Source organism: Mycobacterium stomatepiae, from assembly GCF_010731715.1.
Classification (GTDB): Bacteria; Actinomycetota; Actinomycetes; order Mycobacteriales; family Mycobacteriaceae; genus Mycobacterium; species Mycobacterium stomatepiae.
In genome coordinates this window covers 5988998-6002658 of sequence record NZ_AP022587.1, presented here as the reverse complement: position 1 = coordinate 6002658, position 13661 = coordinate 5988998, and the positions used below count along the sequence as shown (strand labels likewise).

Sequence of the window (13661 nt, the reverse complement as noted above, 5' to 3'; positions counted from 1 at the left end):
TGTAGCGGTCGGCATCGGGGTTCCCACATCAGTGGGGCACCGTCCCCTAATCCTCTTGGAAGACCGCTTAACTCGCCTAAGAGGCGGCGGGTTACGTGTGGACCTTCCAGCCCGCCAACGGGGTGGGTGCCGCCGGGGCGTTGGGGTCGTTGAACTCGATGTAGATGTCGCCCTGCTTCACGGTGCTGTCGTAGGCGATGAATCCGTGCACGGTTTGGCCATTGGCCACGGTGCCCGAGCGCAGCGGCGGGGTCTTGTTGATCGCCTGGTAATCGATAGTGGACGAGCCGCCCTGGATATCCCGGTACGGATCTTGCCGCCACGGCGTGGCGGCGGCCGTGATGGAGGTCTGGCTGTACGTGAATGGTGCGTCGGACTTGCCGACGATGGTGATCTCGATGACGTTGCAGCCGCCGCCACCGTAACAGCCGGACGAGACCCAGTTCGCGTTGTTGAGCGTGACGTCGGCGGTGGCGGTGCTGTACTCCGTGACATGAATGGTGCCGCCGGATTTTCCGGTCGGGAACGGCGACTGCTGGGTTGTCGGTTCGGCGTTGCCGTGCGGCGCGGTCGCGCACGCGGTGATCGCCACCATCGTCACCAGCGCTAAGCGCAAGGAAATCGGTGTGGTCACTTGACGTTGCCTCCTAACATTCGAACACCATCGGTACCGGCGCTATTCATACTTGAAACCTCGCGACTGTGCTGCAAGATGAGCAGATGCAGCGGCGTCGGCTCGACTACCTCCTGCTCCCCGCCTTCGTGCTCGGCATCATCAACGCCGTCTTGTTGAGTCTGCCGGAAGGATTGGGCGTTCCCGTCGCCACTGACAGCCCGTGGCCACCGCTGCGCGCCTTACACACCTGGGGCGTCGAGCAAGAACCGCAGCATCTGGTCATGCCGCCCGCCTTGCGGGCCTCGCTGCTGTACGACGGTTTCGTTCAACTCCCGCTGCTCGTGATGCTCACCATCGGCGTCTGGAAGCTGAAATCGTGGCGCTGGCTGCCCGCACTGGCGATCGCCTATGCCGTGAGCGCCGTGGTGAATATGTACTTCTACTTCATGCAGACGTTCCTCGGGCCTAATCCGCCCTTGCACCTGGCGACCTACCTGCCACTCAATCTCCCCTGGCTGATCGTGCCGATGCTGGTGGCGTACCGGTTCTGGCCGCGCACAGCCTGAAGTCTCACCAAACTCCGGACATCTCGAAGACGAACTCGTGGCCGCAGATGCAAATGCGATCACCGTCGGCGAGCGTCGCGCTGACACGAACCCTCTGACCCGCGACGTCGACTCCGTTGGCGGACCGCAGATCCGTAATGACGAAACTGTTTCCGGTGTCGACGATCACCGCGTGGTAGCGACTGACCGTGTCGTCGTCGAGGACGATGTCATTGTCGGCGACGCGGCCGATCCTGGTCGCGGTTCCTCGCAGCGGATAACGACTTCCGCCGGCATCGCGGAGGTGTGCGACGACGGCCGACTCCTGGACAATCTTGGTAGTCCGCCGACGAGTCACGGCAACGCGTTTGGCCGTTGCGCGCGCCGCTTGTTCGACGTCGAGCGGCTCTTGGCGAAGGATCCGCTGATGTAGACGCTGCAACGTGGGACCGGGATCGATACCCAGATCGTCAGCGAGCGCAGTCTTGAGCCGACCGTAGGCGTCCAGTGCGTCGTATTGGCGCTCCGCCGCATAGTAGGCGGTTATCAACTGCGCCCACAGCGGTTCTCGATACGGGTGCTCGCCCACCAGGACTTCGAGCTCACGGATTATCGAATGCGTTCGACCGCAAGCTATTTCGATCTCGGCCCGCGCGGTGAGTGTCACCAGCTTGTCCTCTGCCAATGCCGCGGCGAAGGCGTCGACGAATTCAAAGTCGCGCAGGTCCTCGAGCACCGGCCCGCGCCACTCCCCTAGCGCGGCCGACAAATGGCCACTCGCCTTTTCGAACCGGCCGGCGGTAACGGCCTCAAATCCCGCCTTTTGTTCGACGGCGAAACGACCGAGATCGCACGCCTCTTCGGGCACGGCCAATCGATACCCGGGCTGGGCGCTGGCCAGGATCACGGCGGGATCCACGCCGGCGCTGCCGATCAGCCGGCGCAGCCGAGAGACGTGCGCATGCAGGCTCGCTCGAGCCTCGGGCGGTGGGCGTTGCTGCCACGCGGCGTCGATCAACGTGTCGATCGGCACGGTGCGGTTGCGATTGATCAGCAGCAAGGCCAGCACGGCCCGCCGTTTTGCCGCACCCAACGGCAGCTCGGCACCGTCGACGCTCAGCTGCAACGGTCCCAATAGCCCAAACCGGAGGCCGTTGTGGGTCATCGCGATATCCGGCATGCAGTCACCACAGGTACACGCGGGCGCTACTTCCGCCGATGCAGGTGATCCAGCTGTCCCCGGGGTGTTGCTGGCAGTGCATCAGGAAGTTGGAGCCGTTGCACAGCGCGCCCGGCACGGACTTGCAGTCCACTGCGCCGGGCGCGGAGACGGCCCGTGGCAGCGGGCTGGCGTCGCCGTATTCGGCCCAGTAGGAGGTCAGCACGCTGTTGGCGAATAGACACGAGGTTTCCGGTGTGCCACGGCCGGCGTGGGTGCCGAACCCCGTGGTGTTCGACAAGGAAAAGCCCTGATCGCAGGACTGATGCAGGGCGCTGAGGTCGGGACCGGTTATCAGTGGGGGCAGCGCTGCGCGCGCGGGGGTTTGCTGCGGTCTTGTTGGCCCGTGTGCGAACAGGCCGATGTCCACACCGATGCCCCCGAGGACCAGAGCCGCGGTGCCCGCGATCACGGCCGGCAGCACCCATCCGCGTTTTCTCGAATCGTGGTCGGGAGGCTCCGCCGCAATGGGATCGGTTTGCACGGCCGCGGCGAACAGTCTCGTGCCGTTGGCATCCGTCGATGCGCCGGGCGGTGACGCCATCTCGTCGGTGATGTCGCTTCCCAAAGCGCGCTGCGCCGCACGCGCCAGGGCGCCCGCCGTGGCGTACCGGTCGTCGGGGTCTTTGGCCATGCCGCGTGCGACGACCTTGTCCAGCGCGACCGGAACCCGCGGATTCGCCGCACTCGGTTGTGGGGGCGGCAGGGCCATGTGGGCCGCCACCAGATGTTCCAGGCTGTCGCCGTCGAACGGGGCGGCGGCGGTGAGCGACTCGTACAACACGCACGCAAGCGAGTAGACGTCGACCGCGGGCGTGGTTATCCCGTCGCGAAACCGTTCGGGCGCCATGTAATTCAAGGTGCCGATCTGAGTCCCGACCGTCGTCAGCCGCGGATCGCCTCTGCCTTCGGCGATTCCGAAGTCGACGAGATACACGAAATCGGCCGGGGTGACGATGATGTTCTGCGGCTTGACGTCTCGATGGATCAACCCCTCGGTGTGCGCCGCATCCAGTGCGTCGGCGACCTGACCGATGAGGGCGACCGCACGCCGAGGAGCCAACGGGCCGTCGGCGATCAAGTCGAGAAGCGTCTGCCCCTGCACCAAGCGCATCTCGATGTAGAGGCTGCCGTCGATCTCGCCCCAGTCGTGGATCGGAATGACGTGGGGTTCCTGCAGGATCGCCGCGGCCTGAGACTCCCGCTGAAATCGGGTACGAAACGTGGGATTGGTGGACAACTCGTCGGCCAGGATCTTGACCGCGACGGTTCGCTGTTTGCCGGTGTCGAAGGCTTCGTAGACTGCCCCACCCCCGCCCTTGCCGAGCAGGCGCGTGATGTTGTATTTGCCGAACGTCATTCCGACGCGCGAGTCCGCCGCCATCCCCTTGATTCCTTCGGGTACCGACGCAGTATCTCCCTCACGGCCCGCCCATGCAGCCATTTAGTGCCGAAGCCGCCGCCTGCGGGCCGCGCTCCAAGAAAGACGCAAGAAACGCGCAAGGCATGCGGCGCAGCCTCTACGTGACCGGGCACCCCAGCCCACTAGCAAAAAACCCGCTGACCGGGCCTGCTTTTCAAGGAGACCAATATGATCACGACACCGCGTCACGCACAGCCCGCGCCGCGGAACGCCGGCCCTCGCAACGGCCGTCCGCGCGCCGGGTTCCGGCGACGGATGGAGACGACGACGTTCGCGCTTGCGGCAACGGCGATGGTCGCGGCGGGGATCACCCCGTCGCCCGCCGCGCATGCCGAGCCTTCGCCGGCTATGGCGGCCCACGGCGTCGAGGCCTCCCTCGAGACCGTTCCGTGGTCGCAGGTCGGTCCGGGTTGGATGCTTGCGATGTGGAGCCCCGTTCCGGGCCTACACCCCGGCGAAATGCCGCCGCCCGGCTCGCCAACCTGGCAGACGGCCACCACGACGCTGTACCTGGTCGATCCCGCGGGCGGCCGCTACCCGATCACCAGCTTCCCGCCGCCGGGCGAGGGTTCAAGCCCGGAGTTGGTCGACTGGTCGGGCGACGGAACCCGTGCCCTGTTCGTCACGAACCAGAAGGGCCACCGGGCGATCACCGAAGTCGACCTGCGCAGCGGCGCGCAGAGGACGTTCACCGTCGAGGGCAACGAGGCCAGTCCGCGCTACACACGCCCCGACGGCAAGGCACTCCTGCTACACGGGTGGAACAGCGCTAGGCCTAAGTCGTTGGAACGCGTCGACCTCGACGGCAACCACCAGCTGACCTACCCGGTGGCACAGGACTTTCAGGGGTTTCTCTCCACCCCGGACGGCACCCAGTTGGTGCTGGGCGCGGCGTCCGGCCTCGCGCTGATGGGCAATGACGGGGTTCCCGGTAAGGCTCTGCCGCTCGACGGGCAGAAGGACTGCTCGCCGATGCGGTGGTGGGACGCGGGCTCGAAGGTTGCCCTCGCTCGCTGCGGCAGCTCCAAGGGGTCGCAGCTGTGGCTGGTACCCATCGACGGCGGGACACCGACCGCGCTTACCGCGCCGAATGACGGGAATGGCCCCGACTACGGCGACCTGAACGCATGGCAGCTCCCGGCAGGGACGTTCCTGCAGGCCGCCGGCGCGTGTGGCGTCGTATATCTCGCCAAGCTCAACGACGACGGCACGACATCACAGGTCAACGTGCCTGACGTGAAGGGCCGCAGCGTCGTGGTCCTCGGCGTCAACGGAGGCGACCTCGACCTGCAGGCCCGGGCCGGCTGTGGCGGCGGCCAGTCACTGATCGACTACAACCCGCGGCCGGCACCTCGACCGTGCTGCTCGGGCCTACGGTCAACGGCGGCGGCGTCATCAGGGCCATCCCTTTCCCGGGCCAGCGATAGCGAGCGGAGATCAGCATGACGAAGACTGCTCGCCTGTTGCCGTTCGCCGACCTCAAGTTGTTGCCCACCGATTTGGCGGTGGACCCCAGCGGCAATGTGTACGTCATCGACCTCGGCACCATCCGCGTGCTGAAGTTGGATGCGGGCGCGAGCGCTCCAATCGTGCTGCCATTCAACGACCTGAAGGACTCATCAAGCGTGGCGGTCGACTCCAAGGGCAACGTTTATCTCAACGACGGCCTGCACTTTCGCATTCTCAAGCTGGCGGTCCAATCATGAAGATCGTGATTCGTGGGGTCGTCGCGGCGGCGATGATCGCGAGTGCGGCCGGATGCGGGACACCACCTGTCGCCCCGCAGAGCGCTTCGACGTCCCCTACGCCGGTGACCACATCGGTTGCGGTGCAAGGCCAATCGGTGTGTACCGAGCTCAACGGAACAAGTGGCCCCGACCAAAGCTGCCACGTCCATAGTGCGACTTCGGCCTACAAGATCGACATCAGCTTTCCTCTCGATTACCCGGACATGCCGGCCGTCACCGACTTCGTGAAACGCGACCGCGACGCATTCCTCGACTGGGTCGCCAAGTTCGGGCCGTCGGGCGGCCGTGATCGGCCATACGAATACAACGTCACCGCCAAGGCTTTCCGTTCGGGACCGCCGGAGTCAGGCACCCGAAGCGTCGTGTTGAAAATCGACAACGACACAGGCCTGGCCCATGAGGGCCATCCAAACACCACGTTCCAGGCGTTCAACTTTGACCTCGGTAAGCGCGCTCCGATCACGTTCGACACGCTGTTCAAGCCTGGGACAAAGCCGCTGGAGATCCTCAACCCGATCGTCGAGCGCGAATTCGATGCGCCAGCCGCTGATCTCGATCAAACGACGTACCAGAACTTCGCGATCACGAATGACGCGGTGATCTTTTTCTTCGGCCAAGACCAAGTGGTGTCGGACAACGGCGGACCGCACAAGATCACGGTGCCGCGGTCCGAACTGGCATCGGTGCTTGCCTAGTCCAACAGCGACGCGGGAACGTGCCGCTAACTCTGTCCCGTGTTGCCCACGCAAGTCGCGGTGGCGAGCTTGCCGGCGGAGGTCCGCGCAGCGAGTCGGCGCCACCATGATTGGTCGGCAGCGTAGAGGTTTGACGGGTAGTGCACGCCGAAATTGTGAAAATCCCGGTCACAGCCCAGCCGCGCCGAGCCACCCGTCCTCCTGGCGACGTCGAGTCCGTTTGCCGCGGCTACACCGCACACCCATTCCTGCCGGTAATCGACGGTTATGATTTCGCCACCGCGACACGACAGGAGCCGCCGATGTCTACAGATCGTCAGCGTGGGGCCGAACTGCAAGCGCACCAGGTTGTACCGGACGTCGGGCGGACGCTGTGGCTCGGCACTCTGCTGCAGTTTGGATTGCGTGCGGTACTGATCGTCTTGGTCATTGCGACGTTGTGGTTGGAGCCGCCGGACCACTACGAGTGGGTCTGCGTGAGCATCCCGCTGGTGTACGCGGTCGGCCTCGGGTGCTGGAGTGCGTGGGCGCTGCGACGTGGGGCATCCACGACGACGTCCACCAGGACGCTGGTGCCACTGCTCGCTCTGACCGCCGACGTCGCGATGGTTTCCGTCCTGTCGGTACTCGCCGGCGTGACGTCCCCGCAGGACTGGACATCAGACGTGATGAGGAACGGCTTCTTCCTGATTCCACTGATCGCGGGCGCGCAGCTGGATCCCAAGATCAGTGCGGCGGTGGCGATCCCGACCGTCTCCGTATTCGTTCTCACCTGCTGGATCACCAGGTCGGCCAACCAGGAGCCCTGGGCATCGATCCTGTTGAGTTCGTTCGTCTTGGCCGCACTGGCCGGCGGATCCGTTGTGCTGTCATTTATCCAGCGGTCCAGGATAGAGATGATCGCCGACTTGGCCCGGCAGCGAAGCGAGCTATTGGAGGAACTGCTGGGCGTGGAACGGCGTGAGCGGCAAGTAATTTCGGAGCGGCTGCACGACGGCGCCCTTCAGTACATCTTGGTTGCACGTCAAGACATCGAGGATGTGCGCGACGGCTCAGCCGATGCCGTCGACCGGGTGGAGTCGGCGCTCGCCGAGTGTTCGGGGCTGCTGCGCGACGTGGTCCGTGAACTACATCCAGACGTGCTGGTGCGGCTCGGCTTGAAGTCGGCGGTCTCCGCCCTCGCCGAACGCCTTGGTTCCCGCGCGGGGCTTTCCGTCGTGTTTGACGCGACCGGTTGGCCCGATGGTCTGCGCACCGAGTCCGATGACGTGCTGGACAACGCCGTGCGTGAGGCGTCGACGAACGTCATCAAACATGCTCGTGCACGGACTATTTGGATCGATTTACAATATTGCGACGGGGTGGCCTCGTTGCGTGTTGCCGATGACGGAGTGGGCATCTCGGCGGCGGCAATCGCACGAAAGGCTGACGAAGGTCATATCGGAATGACCTCGATGCGCGCGAGGGTACTCGCGTGCGGCGGCCAGTTCGACGTGCGCTCGACCTCCCCCGGAACCGAACTCGCCATCTCCATACCATTAGGGACCGCACGTCATCTCACCGCCGCCTGACCGTCCGAGGGTGGTGCATCGAGAGTTGACGCGGTGACGAATTGTGTTCGGCGCATTCAAGACACCACGTCGGCTAGGGGTTGGCCATCGAGGAATCGGCGAACGTTGGACGCGGCGGCCATGGCGATGCGTATTAGCGTTTCACGCGTTACACCGCCCACATGTGGGGACAGAACAACATTGGGGGCCTGCAGGATCCGTAGTGCGGCGGTCGGTGGTTCTGGGTCGAATACATCTATGCCGGCGCCCGCGATGCGGCCAGCCTCCAGGGCGTCGGCGAGGGCTTCCTGATCTATGATTGCGCCCCTGGCCGTGTTGACGATGAACGCCGTGGGTTTGATGAGCGCCAAGCGCCGGGCATCGATCAGGTGCCGCGTCGCGTCTGTGAGCGGTGCAAGCACGACGATGTAGTCGCTGGTGTGCAGCAACTCGTCGAGAACGACACGCCGGGCGCCGAGGCCGTCGGCGATCCCGGTCAAGTCGTCCGACGGGTCGGTATAGACGATGTCCATATCGAAAGCCACCCCACGCCGCGCGACTTGCTGGCCGATGCGGCCGAGCCCGATGATTCCCAAGGTTTTGCCGTGCAGTTCGGTGATGGAGTGCTGCAGCCTGGGGGAGGGCCCAGTCCCCCGCCGTTAAGGCGATGTGCGCCGGAATCAGCTGCTTGGCAAGAGCCAACATCAAGGCGAACGTCTGTTCAGCGACGTCCTGTAGCTCGGCGTCGCTTGACCCTATGTTGCATACGACGATCCCCCGTTCACGGGCGGCCGCGAGGTCTACGTAATCGAATCCGTGACTTGCGCATTGGATTAACTCCAAATCGTGAGCCGCGGCGATGTGTTCAGCTGTGACGCGGCCGAGGCCGGTCAAGATGACATTAGCTTGGCTCAGTGCCGCCGTGTCCTCATCGGCGGTTTCCACTACCGCAACCGAGAATCCGGCGCCGAACAAACTGGCCAGTTGTTCACCAACGGCGCGCCCCCCGGCTTCGGCCGGAATGACGGCGAGGATTTGCTTGCGGAGGACTCCGGCAGTCATCGGCGAAGTCCATCGGCAAGTCGGTTGCGCCGCTGCGGATTTTGGGCCGCCCTAGCGGCCGACCCGCATGAGTGTGGAGTGTTGTCAGTCATCGAAATCGTAAGCCGGCCAGCCTATCTGGGATCGCCGGCCGGCTGCTCGGATAAATGTCTCTACCGCTGTTCGTCTTCCGATTGGCTCAATACGCGGTCCGCACTTCGGATGAGGCTGCGGTTGAACGCATACTGTGCGGTGGCGAGCTTGTCGGCAAGTTCGATCGCGGCGTCGACGAGCTTCGCGCGCAGCGGTTGAATAGCCTCGGGAAGTGCCTCGTCGACCGTCTCGCGGAACTTGCGCAACGCCTCGCCTGCGACATGCTGTCCGGCCTTGGCCGATTCGCGCAAATCGTCGACCAGATCGGTGTGTTGCGATACAACAGTCTTCGGCTGAGCATTAGGGGTCATGCCAAATCCTTTCACGATAGTTTTCGCTGACGCCAACTACGCTAATTGCCCAGTGTGGTCGGCCAATACGGCCAAAAGTCACACACTTGAGTGTCGATAGTCGGCGCGTTTCCGTGCTCCACGTTTGGCACCCACGCGGTCCGTCGATCGGGTGACCACAAGCCAGCTGACGGTCTGTCGCTAGCGGGCACGGCGAGACCGGTGTCGTCCTGGACGTTCATCGTGGGCCCATGTGTCCGCCGGGCCCCATCATGTCCCCCGATGTCACCATTGGGCAGCTGCCGACGTGTCCGCCGTTGTGACCCTGACCCCACCAGTAGTAGCCGTCGGCTCGACCGGGCCAGGAAGACCCCGGAGAAGAAGATCACCGCGACGATGAACACGACACCTGCGATGATGCCGATCCACGCCGCGACTTGTCCCAGGCGACATCCAGACCCTCAGCGCCTGCTTTGCGTCAGCGTCCCTTTCGTTTGAAGCACTTTGCTGGCGGTGATCTTCTCCGTCTTGCGAGCCTCGCGTTCTAGGTAGCGCTGCTTGGATTCGTCGAACTTGTCGGAGGCTTCCTCGAGTTCCTTGACCAGTAGTGCAAGATCGTCGCGCATCCGTGCGGCCTCGCCACTAAAGTCTTCACGTTCGAAGATGCGCCACTTCTTGAGCACTGGCATGACCACCTCGTTGAGATGGATGCGGGGGTCGTAGACGCCGCCCACGGCGATGATGACCGCCTTGCGCCGAAACTCGGGCACCGTGAACCCTGGCATCTTGAAATTGCGCAGGATTCGGTGCACCGATTTCATCGCTTGATTGGGCGCGATGTCCAAACCTGCTGCGCTGACATCCCGATAAAAGATCATGTGCAGGCTCTCGTCGTGCGACACCCTGGCCATCAACTGCTCTGCGATGGTGTCGCGACTGACCTTGCCGGTGTTGCGGTGCGAGACGCGGGTGGCCAACTCCTGAAATGACACATACATAACCGAGTCAAACAAACTCTCAGCAAACATATTACCCTGGTGATTCTGGCCAGGGCTGAAGCCGCGAGTCATTTGCTCAACGCGAAGCTTTTCTAGCTCCACCGGGTCGACGGAGCGGGTGACCACCAGGTAGTCGCGCAGCGCCGTGCTGTGCCTGGCCTCTTCCGCTGTCCACCGATTCACCCACTGCCCCCACGGGCCGTCCATGCTGAAGTTCATCGCGATCTCACGGTGATACGACGGCAAATTATCCTCGGTCAGCAGATTTTGGACCATCGCCACCTGCGCGACGTCGGGGAGCCGGGTCTGCCCCGGCTCCCAATCTTGGCCATCCAGCGCATAAAAGTTTCTGCCATCCGACCAGGGGACGTAATCGTGCGGGTGCCACTCTTTGAACATCGAGAGGTGGCGGTTGAGCAGGCGTTCAACTACCGGCTCAAGTTCGCGGAGTAGCTGCAAGTTAGTCAGATCCTTCGACACGGAACTCTCCCAGTTATCTGCGGTTGTCGGCAACGCGCAATGTATATGTGTCACGCGGTTACATTAAGATGACATGCGCGAGATGGGAGGGATAGGGTCAGAAGCCCCTTCGGCCCGAGGCCCTCGGCGTTAGAGGACTTCCGTCCCTATCGGTGAGCTCGGCGAGCTGTTGAGATAAGCGTGGGAAATCGGCCATTTTGGCGATGCGGGAGGCTTGGTGATAGCTGTTTCCGAGGCTAAAGTCGTTGTCCTTCAGTCACATCCAGCTTGGGTTGCGGCTCAACATCGCGCCCGTGAGCGTGGCGAGGCGATGCGGCGTCATCCGTCGTTTGTGGGCGGGCACTCGATGACGAATAGCGCGTCCGGGCCTTGAGGGGGGCCTGAGACCTGCAGGCTCCCAAATGGACATCAACGTCACCGCGGTGACGCGACTGGTGAGCGCCATTCTGCTGCCATTGCTCTGCGCCGGGTCAGGAAGCAGCATCGCCGGGCAGCTCCCTGGCGTCAACGGTCCCAGATCGCTAACGCCGCTAAAGCCAGCAGCGCCAAGTTCAGCATGATCATTCCCGGTTCGCGTCGACGCGCGTGTACCACTGCCGCACCTAGCATTACGATTATCAAGCCCGTTGTCCCAACCGCTACCGCCAACACGGGCGAAATGTCGACTACCGCGGGTCAGAGCATTGCCAGGCCGCCAGCAATCTCTGTTAATCCCACGAATATCACTGTGCCCGAACTAAAGTCGTCGACCCAACTCGAACCCCGGAGTGCCAGGCGCTTTTTCGGGACGACCAACTTTATCGCGCCGGAGGCGGCGAAGACCAGGCCCATCCCAACGCCGACAACCCAAAGAGGCATATCAGTTCCACGTTCGGGGCGGGCGCGCCGTTCATTCCGGCCGACGAGCTGTCAACCTTTAGATGACCAGCAAAGCGACACCACTATCGGTGACTTCGACGCTGACGCAGGAGAGGTCGGTTACGACGATGTCCGCATCCGCCAGTTCGTCCGCGTGGTGCGTGGTCGAGACCGCCAGTACTTGCGCCCCCGCGGCCCGGCCAGCACCAACACCAGCGGGCGCGTCCTCCACCACTAGGCACTCTTGAGCCTCGAAGCCCAGTGCGGCCGCCGCCTTGAGGTAACTCTCGGGGTCGGGCTTGCCGATTGATACATCTTCCGCGCCGATCAGCAACGTGGGAGCCGGGAGCCGCGCTGCCGCTAGTCGAGCAGCCATCAAGGAGCGCGGCCCGGAAGTTACCGCCGCCCAATGACTGGGCGGCAAGGCATCGAGCAATCGGCGCGCACCCGGTAGCGCCAGCACACCATCGAGATCAGCGGACTCCTGCAGAGCGAGCAGCCGCGCTGTCGCTGCGGCTCGCCGCTGTGGCGCGACGAACTGCGCGACGGTGTCTTCGGTTCGCCTGCCATGGCAGACCTTGAGGACCTCGTCGTAGTCGACGCCGTATTCCGTGGCCCAGGTGCCCCAGGACCGTTCAACGGTGGCGGTTGAGTCAACCAAGGTGCCGTCGATGTCGAACAAGATTCTCTTGCCGCGCAGCACCGCCATAGGTCGCAACCCTAATCGCGTTGGGGCGACGCATGCGCCGGCCAGAGGTTCTGCCTGGCGGATGCGAGCGGGGGCGGTTTGCCCTCGGCGATGATGGACGGCGATGTTCAGGCCGGCATCAACCGACCGCTCGGGTCGTTTGTCGTGAAAACCCCACGTCAAGAGGGATCCGCCAATTAGCGTTCGACAAAAAGAGGTGACTCTTTGTGACGTTGGTCATAGTTGCTAATACGCGGCTTACGCACTTTTGTAAAGCGCACCAAAGTAAATACAACCGCTTGCACCCAACGTCTTCAATTTGCGCCGTGCTGATAGCATGCATTGAATCAACTGCTTCGGCCCCTGCCTGCCGCTACCCAACGATGCTGCGTCAGGTAATTGTAGCGTGGGCGACGAAAGGATTCTTGGTGTCAACAGCCACCAAACGAGCTCAATATGACTTCATTTACGAGACTTTGCAGCATGAACCGACGGCGCTGGACTTCACAATATCAGTGCTGGAAAAGAGTTATAAATCGCACTTTTCTAAACACGCGAGCGATGTAAGTGGTCTCTTAGAGGATGCGTGTAAGCATTTGCTGGCGGCCGGAAATGGTCGTGAACTCTATCAAGTAAGTAAAGAGGTACACGAACAATTCTTCACATCCGAGGGAAACGGGTCATGGTTCAGCGAGGGCTACTCGGCATATAAGTCACAGCGTAAGCCGGTACAGGACTTCAATAACCTTGCAGACGCCATTAGCGGTAGCACCGTGCTCGACTTCGGCTGCGGTCGTGGTCATTTAGCTGCGCTGATCGCCCAGGCCGGCTTTGACTGCTACACCACGGACGTCATGGACTACCGTGGCACGAACGCTAGCCACCTACCGTTTCGCCAGATGGCTTCGCCTGTTGACGTCCCCTATGCGGACGACATGTTCAACAGCGCGATCGTAAAAACCGTCCTCCACCACGTTGATGAACCCGATCTGATTCCACTGCTGATTAATTTGCGGCGTGTTGCACGGCGGTTGATTATCGAGGAAGATACTTACGCCGTCCCGGAAGAGTCCGTCGGGGCTGCAACGAGACAGATTGAGCTAACCGAATTCAATAAGTTGGATGAAAGCGATCAGTTCCGAGCGCTCGTGCTGATTGATTTCTTTGGCAACGCCGTCGCTCAGGGACTTGTCGATATGAATTTCGGCTGTCAGTTCAAGAAGGTTAGCGAGTGGCATTCACTATTTAACAGCCTCGGTTTCCGTGTGGTAGATACAGACGTCGTAGGCTTCCGCCCAGGCAATATTCACAAAGCCTGTCAGGTTCGCTTCGTCGTCGATCGCGAGGAATTGTAAGA

At 62.7% G+C, this 13661-nt stretch carries 13 protein-coding genes and 3 pseudogenes; 7 read left to right on the top strand and 9 right to left on the bottom strand.

The genetic code is table 11. The annotated features are described in order from the left end of the window. Positions 1-91: 91 nt before the first annotated feature. Entirely contained in the window at positions 92-595 is a 504-nt protein-coding gene (locus G6N54_RS28410; protein ID WP_163795070.1) for a DUF4352 domain-containing protein, read from the bottom strand. A gap of 125 nt (positions 596-720) precedes the next feature. Between G6N54_RS28410 and G6N54_RS28405 the strand changes: the two genes are divergently transcribed. Next, positions 721-1182, top strand: coding sequence for an EXPERA domain-containing protein (locus G6N54_RS28405; RefSeq protein WP_163794038.1), 462 nt, complete (start codon positions 721-723; stop codon positions 1180-1182). A 4-nt stretch (positions 1183-1186) separates the two neighbouring features. Here G6N54_RS28405 and G6N54_RS28400 read toward each other — a convergent pair whose 3' ends face one another. Together G6N54_RS28400 and G6N54_RS28395 are read right to left on the bottom strand one after the other, a co-directional pair. Then, positions 1187-2341 (bottom strand): BTAD domain-containing putative transcriptional regulator, encoded by a 1155-nt coding sequence (locus G6N54_RS28400; RefSeq protein WP_232073087.1) that lies wholly within the window; start codon positions 2339-2341, stop codon positions 1187-1189. Positions 2342-2345: 4 nt separating this feature from the next. Next, positions 2346-3764, bottom strand: coding sequence for a serine/threonine-protein kinase (locus G6N54_RS28395; protein WP_163794036.1), 1419 nt, complete (start codon positions 3762-3764; stop codon positions 2346-2348). 207 nt (positions 3765-3971) lie between these two features. Between G6N54_RS28395 and G6N54_RS28390 the strand changes: the two genes are divergently transcribed. From G6N54_RS28390 to G6N54_RS28375, 4 genes are all read left to right on the top strand, one after another. Further along, the gene (locus tag G6N54_RS28390) at positions 3972-5249 is read left to right on the top strand and encodes a TolB family protein (protein ID WP_232073085.1); all 1278 of its coding nucleotides are present in this window, start codon (positions 3972-3974) and stop codon (positions 5247-5249) included. Next, positions 5246-5509 (top strand): NHL repeat-containing protein, encoded by a 264-nt coding sequence (locus tag G6N54_RS28385; protein WP_163794034.1) that lies wholly within the window; start codon positions 5246-5248, stop codon positions 5507-5509. The genes G6N54_RS28390 and G6N54_RS28385 overlap by 4 nt, the downstream gene beginning before the upstream one ends. After that, positions 5506-6246, top strand: coding sequence for an esterase (locus tag G6N54_RS28380; RefSeq protein ID WP_163794032.1), 741 nt, complete (start codon positions 5506-5508; stop codon positions 6244-6246). The genes G6N54_RS28385 and G6N54_RS28380 overlap by 4 nt, the downstream gene beginning before the upstream one ends. A gap of 302 nt (positions 6247-6548) precedes the next feature. Then, a complete protein-coding gene (locus G6N54_RS28375) occupies positions 6549-7817 on the top strand; it encodes a sensor histidine kinase (RefSeq protein WP_163794030.1) in 1269 nt (422 codons plus the stop codon). Between the two features lie 56 nt (positions 7818-7873). On the opposite strand, the gene G6N54_RS29980 is transcribed toward G6N54_RS28375, so the two are convergent. The 4 genes and pseudogenes from G6N54_RS29980 to G6N54_RS28360 all read right to left on the bottom strand — a co-directional run bounded on the left by G6N54_RS29980 (position 7874) and on the right by G6N54_RS28360 (position 10758). After that, complete coding sequence (locus G6N54_RS29980) at positions 7874-8416, bottom strand: 2-hydroxyacid dehydrogenase (protein ID WP_269475893.1); 543 nt, start codon at positions 8414-8416, stop codon at positions 7874-7876. 82 nt (positions 8417-8498) lie between these two features. After that, a pseudogene (locus tag G6N54_RS31810) lies at positions 8499-8858 on the bottom strand (hypothetical protein); the annotation flags it as partial. A gap of 152 nt (positions 8859-9010) precedes the next feature. After that, positions 9011-9316 (bottom strand): hypothetical protein, encoded by a 306-nt coding sequence (locus tag G6N54_RS28365; RefSeq protein ID WP_232073083.1) that lies wholly within the window; start codon positions 9314-9316, stop codon positions 9011-9013. Positions 9317-9741: 425 nt separating this feature from the next. After that, the gene (locus G6N54_RS28360; protein WP_163794028.1) at positions 9742-10758 is read right to left on the bottom strand and encodes an acyl-ACP desaturase; all 1017 of its coding nucleotides are present in this window, start codon (positions 10756-10758) and stop codon (positions 9742-9744) included. Positions 10759-11153: 395 nt separating this feature from the next. Between G6N54_RS28360 and G6N54_RS31805 the strand changes: the two are divergent. After that, positions 11154-11261: pseudogene (locus G6N54_RS31805) on the top strand (SDR family NAD(P)-dependent oxidoreductase); the annotation flags it as partial. 1 nt (position 11262) lies between these two features. Here G6N54_RS31805 and G6N54_RS31800 read toward each other — a convergent pair. Together G6N54_RS31800 and G6N54_RS28345 are read right to left on the bottom strand one after the other, a co-directional pair. Then, positions 11263-11589: pseudogene (locus G6N54_RS31800) on the bottom strand (DoxX family protein). An 85-nt stretch (positions 11590-11674) separates the two neighbouring features. Next, complete coding sequence (locus tag G6N54_RS28345) at positions 11675-12325, bottom strand: HAD-IA family hydrolase (protein ID WP_163794022.1); 651 nt, start codon at positions 12323-12325, stop codon at positions 11675-11677. 407 nt (positions 12326-12732) lie between these two features. Between G6N54_RS28345 and G6N54_RS28340 the strand changes: the two genes are divergently transcribed. Next, complete coding sequence (locus G6N54_RS28340; protein WP_163794020.1) at positions 12733-13659, top strand: class I SAM-dependent methyltransferase; 927 nt, start codon at positions 12733-12735, stop codon at positions 13657-13659. Positions 13660-13661 lie beyond the last annotated feature (2 nt).